This window comes from Paraburkholderia sp. SIMBA_027, from assembly GCF_046535315.1.
Taxonomy (GTDB): Bacteria; Pseudomonadota; Gammaproteobacteria; order Burkholderiales; family Burkholderiaceae; genus Paraburkholderia; species Paraburkholderia tropica.
In genome coordinates this window covers 1-263 of record NZ_JAWRWY010000819.1, presented here as the reverse complement: position 1 = coordinate 263, position 263 = coordinate 1, and the positions used below count along the sequence as shown (strand labels likewise).

Sequence of the window (263 nt, the reverse complement as noted above, 5' to 3'; positions counted from 1 at the left end):
GCTACGCTTCGAACCGCCTCCGGGTCGTGCCGCAACTGAGATATCATCCGAGCCGTGATCTCGCGATTGATCTAGCGTTCTTTCTAAATGGTCTACCGCTTGCCACTGTTGAGGTGAAAACTGATTTCACTCAGTCGGTGGAGCATGCCAAGAACCAGTATCGCAACGACCGTCTTCCAATTGATCCGAGTTCAAAACGCAAGCATCCGCTGTTGACCTTCAAACGCGGCGCAGTGGTGCATTTCGCGATGTCCGACAGCGAA

General features: G+C 53.2%; 1 protein-coding gene. It reads left to right on the top strand.

What is annotated here, in order from left to right; translation table 11 throughout:
• The coding region (locus tag SB764_RS41335; protein ID WP_410866946.1) for a type I restriction endonuclease at positions 1–263 on the top strand (263 nt) is incomplete at both ends.